3 protein-coding genes (1 of these 3 running past the window's edge) are annotated in these 2,929 nt (G+C 44.7%); 1 reads left to right on the forward strand and 2 read right to left on the reverse strand.

Annotated elements, in window-relative coordinates:
- Nucleotides 1–1,735: the 3' portion of an arginine--tRNA ligase gene (argS, locus tag MIC7113_RS30760; RefSeq protein WP_041780285.1), read on the forward strand. It extends 23 nt beyond the left edge of the window; only the last 1,735 of its 1,758 coding nucleotides appear in the window; the start codon falls outside the window, past its left edge; it ends in the stop codon at nt 1,733–1,735.
- 80 nt (nt 1,736–1,815) lie between these two features.
- Here the strand turns inward: argS and MIC7113_RS30765 are convergent, their stop codons facing one another.
- The gene (locus tag MIC7113_RS30765) at nt 1,816–2,307 is read right to left on the reverse strand and encodes a dual specificity protein phosphatase family protein (protein ID WP_015186101.1); all 492 of its coding nucleotides are present in this window, start codon (nt 2,305–2,307) and stop codon (nt 1,816–1,818) included.
- 57 nt (nt 2,308–2,364) lie between these two features.
- Nucleotides 2,365–2,901 (reverse strand): peptide deformylase, encoded by a 537-nt coding sequence (gene def / locus MIC7113_RS30770; RefSeq protein WP_015186102.1) that lies wholly within the window; start codon nt 2,899–2,901, stop codon nt 2,365–2,367.
- Between the last annotated feature and the right edge of the window lie 28 nt (nt 2,902–2,929).

A 2,929-nucleotide genomic window follows, 5' to 3' on the forward strand; every position in this document is an offset into this window, starting at 1 on the left:
AAGAAATAAATTTACTCACGCCTTAACTACAGCTTTCGGGTCAGCGGTGGAGGGGATAGATCCAATAGTCGTACCTGCTAGCAATCCTCAGTTTGGTGACTATCAATCTAATATTGCCTTGTCCTTAAGTAAGCCACTGAGACAACAGCCACGGGCAATAGCTGAGCAAATTGTTCAGCATTTGGATGTTTCCGGCATTTGTCAGACACCGACTATTGCAGGCCCTGGCTTTATCAACTTGAGGTTGGAACCAGCGTATCTGGAAGCACAACTGAGTGCTATTCAAACAGACCCCCGCTTAGGGGTTGAATCAATCAAGACACCTCAACGCATCATTGTTGATTTCTCTTCCCCCAACATTGCCAAAGAGATGCATGTTGGACACTTACGCTCGACAATTATTGGGGATTCTCTGGCACGAATCCTAGAATTTCAAGGTCATGATGTCCTGCGATTGAATCATGTAGGGGATTGGGGAACACAATTTGGGATGTTAATCGCCTATCTGCGGGTGACTTACCCAAGTGCCTTAACGACATCCAATGCTTTGGATTTGGGAGACTTAGTCACATTTTATCGGAAAGCCAAGCAGCGATTTGATGGTGATGAGGAATTTCAAGAAACGGCTCGAAAAGAAGTAGTCAAACTGCAATCAGGCGCAGAGGATAGCCGACAAGCTTGGCAGTTGCTATGTGAACAATCACGGCGTGAGTTTGAAGTTATTTATGACCTGCTAGATATCCATTTAACAGAACGCGGTGAATCATTCTACAATCCATTACTACCCGATGTGGTAAAAGACCTTGAAGAGTCAGGTCTGTTAGTGGAAGACACGGGTGCCCAGTGTGTTTTCCTTGAAGGGTTTACTAATAAAGAGGGTCAACCTCTGCCTTTGATTGTGCAAAAATCGGATGGTGGCTACAACTACGCCACAACTGATTTAGCCGCAATACGTTACCGGATTGAGCAAGATAGAGCGGTTCGGATTATTTACGTTACGGATGCGGGACAAGCCAATCATTTTGCTCAGGTTTTTCAAGTGGCACGTCGGGCGGGTTGGTTAACCAATGAAGTGCAGGTGGTACATGTTCCGTTTGGACTAGTGCAGGGGGAAGATGGTAAAAAACTGAAAACCCGTTCTGGGGAAACCATAAGGCTACGAGATTTATTAGATGAAGCGATCGCACGCGCCCGTGCTGATCTCGAAGCCCGACTGAAGGATGAGGGGCGGGAAGAAACAGAGGAATTCAAAACCCATGTTGCTCAGATCATTGGCCTTAGTGCAGTTAAATATGCTGACTTGAGTCAAAATCGCAACAGCAACTACATCTTTAGTTTTAATAAGATGCTATCCCTGCAAGGTAACACGGCACCTTACCTGCTCTATGCTTATGCCCGAATTCAGAGTATTAGCCGCAAAGGTAATATTAATTTTGACGAGATGGGAAACAATATCAAAGTGCTGTTGCAGGAAGAGGCAGAGTTGGTATTAGGGAAGCATTTATTGCAATTGAGTGAGGTTCTCCGAGAGCTTGAGCGAGATTTACTGCCCAACCGCCTGTGTCAATATTTGTATGAACTGAGCCAGAAATTCAACCAATTTTTTGAACAATGTCCTGTACTTTGGTCAGAAGAACCTGTACGAACCTCTCGTTTGGTTTTATGCAATTTAACAGCGAAAACTCTGAAGCTAGGATTATCCTTACTAGGAATTGGGGTACTGGAAAGGATGTAGAGATTAGACTCTAGTCCTGGCTTCCATCTTGAACTTACGGGATTATGACCGCCCTGTCTATTCAGGGCGATCGCTTTTGATTAATGACTCACTTCCGGAATTCGCGGTAACCGTTTAGCTGTTGCCGTCTGCTCAAGAATCAGCTTCACAATGTTTTTATAAGGCACTTCTTCACTGTAGTATTCACAAAGTGACTGCCACAGTTCCAAATGAGGTCTTGCTTGGGAATGTTCGGATTGAATTTGCCGAAAAGCTTCAAGTAAGGTAAGGTTTTCTTCTTCCTTCAATACTGCGATCGCAAACGATACGCCTCGACTAAGACCTGCCCCACAAGCAATCAGTACATTCTTACTCCTTGCTTTTTCCAGGCGCACATACTCAATACCTTCTTTCAGTTTTTCAAAACATAGAGACTCACCATCCTCTACGGAAATATAGAGTGACGAGATGCCCGGATGCTGAACTTTTTCAGCAAGTTGCAGCATGGCACAGATATTACTGCGGTAGAGCATGTTGTAATCGAGTGTTTCTCTATATTTACCGATATACAACCAGGGTCGAATTGGGTACATATTACAAAAACTGTCGTGTTAGGTGCTTCCCTGATCAAAAGAACAACATTAAGCCGTTCAGCATTTCATGATTTCGATTCGCTGCTGATACTCCTGTTCGGTCATGAGGTCTTGGGTACTCTCTACCCGATCTAAAAAGACAATGCCATCTAGATGATCATATTCGTGCTGAAAGATCCGAGCCACAAAATCAGTAAACACTTGCCGATGCACTTTACTATTTCGACTGGTATATTCCACCTCAATCGTCTGATATCGGGGAACCAGTCCCCGAATTCCAGGCACACTGAGACAACCCTCCCAGCCTTTGACAATCTCTGTAGAGTGAGCAATGATTTGCGGATTAATCATCGCCGTAGGTTCCATCTGAGGTGCGTTAGGATACCTGAGATTGGGACGAGACGCTACGATAAATAAACGAAACGATTGGGATACCTGAGGTGCTGCAATCCCAACGCCATTAGAAGCTACCGCTGTGGCGATGAGAGCGTCAATGAGTTGTTGCAGGCGCTTGTCTTGAATATTATCCACGAACTGGGCTTGTTGCCGCAGCGCTGGATTGCCTAACTGGGTGATTTGCAATGATTCAGCCATTTTTCAAGAAAATAGAGGAAAAAACTAG

Origin of the sequence: Allocoleopsis franciscana PCC 7113, assembly GCF_000317515.1 — a bacterium.
In the GTDB taxonomy this organism is placed as follows: domain Bacteria; phylum Cyanobacteriota; class Cyanobacteriia; order Cyanobacteriales; family Coleofasciculaceae; genus Allocoleopsis; species Allocoleopsis franciscana.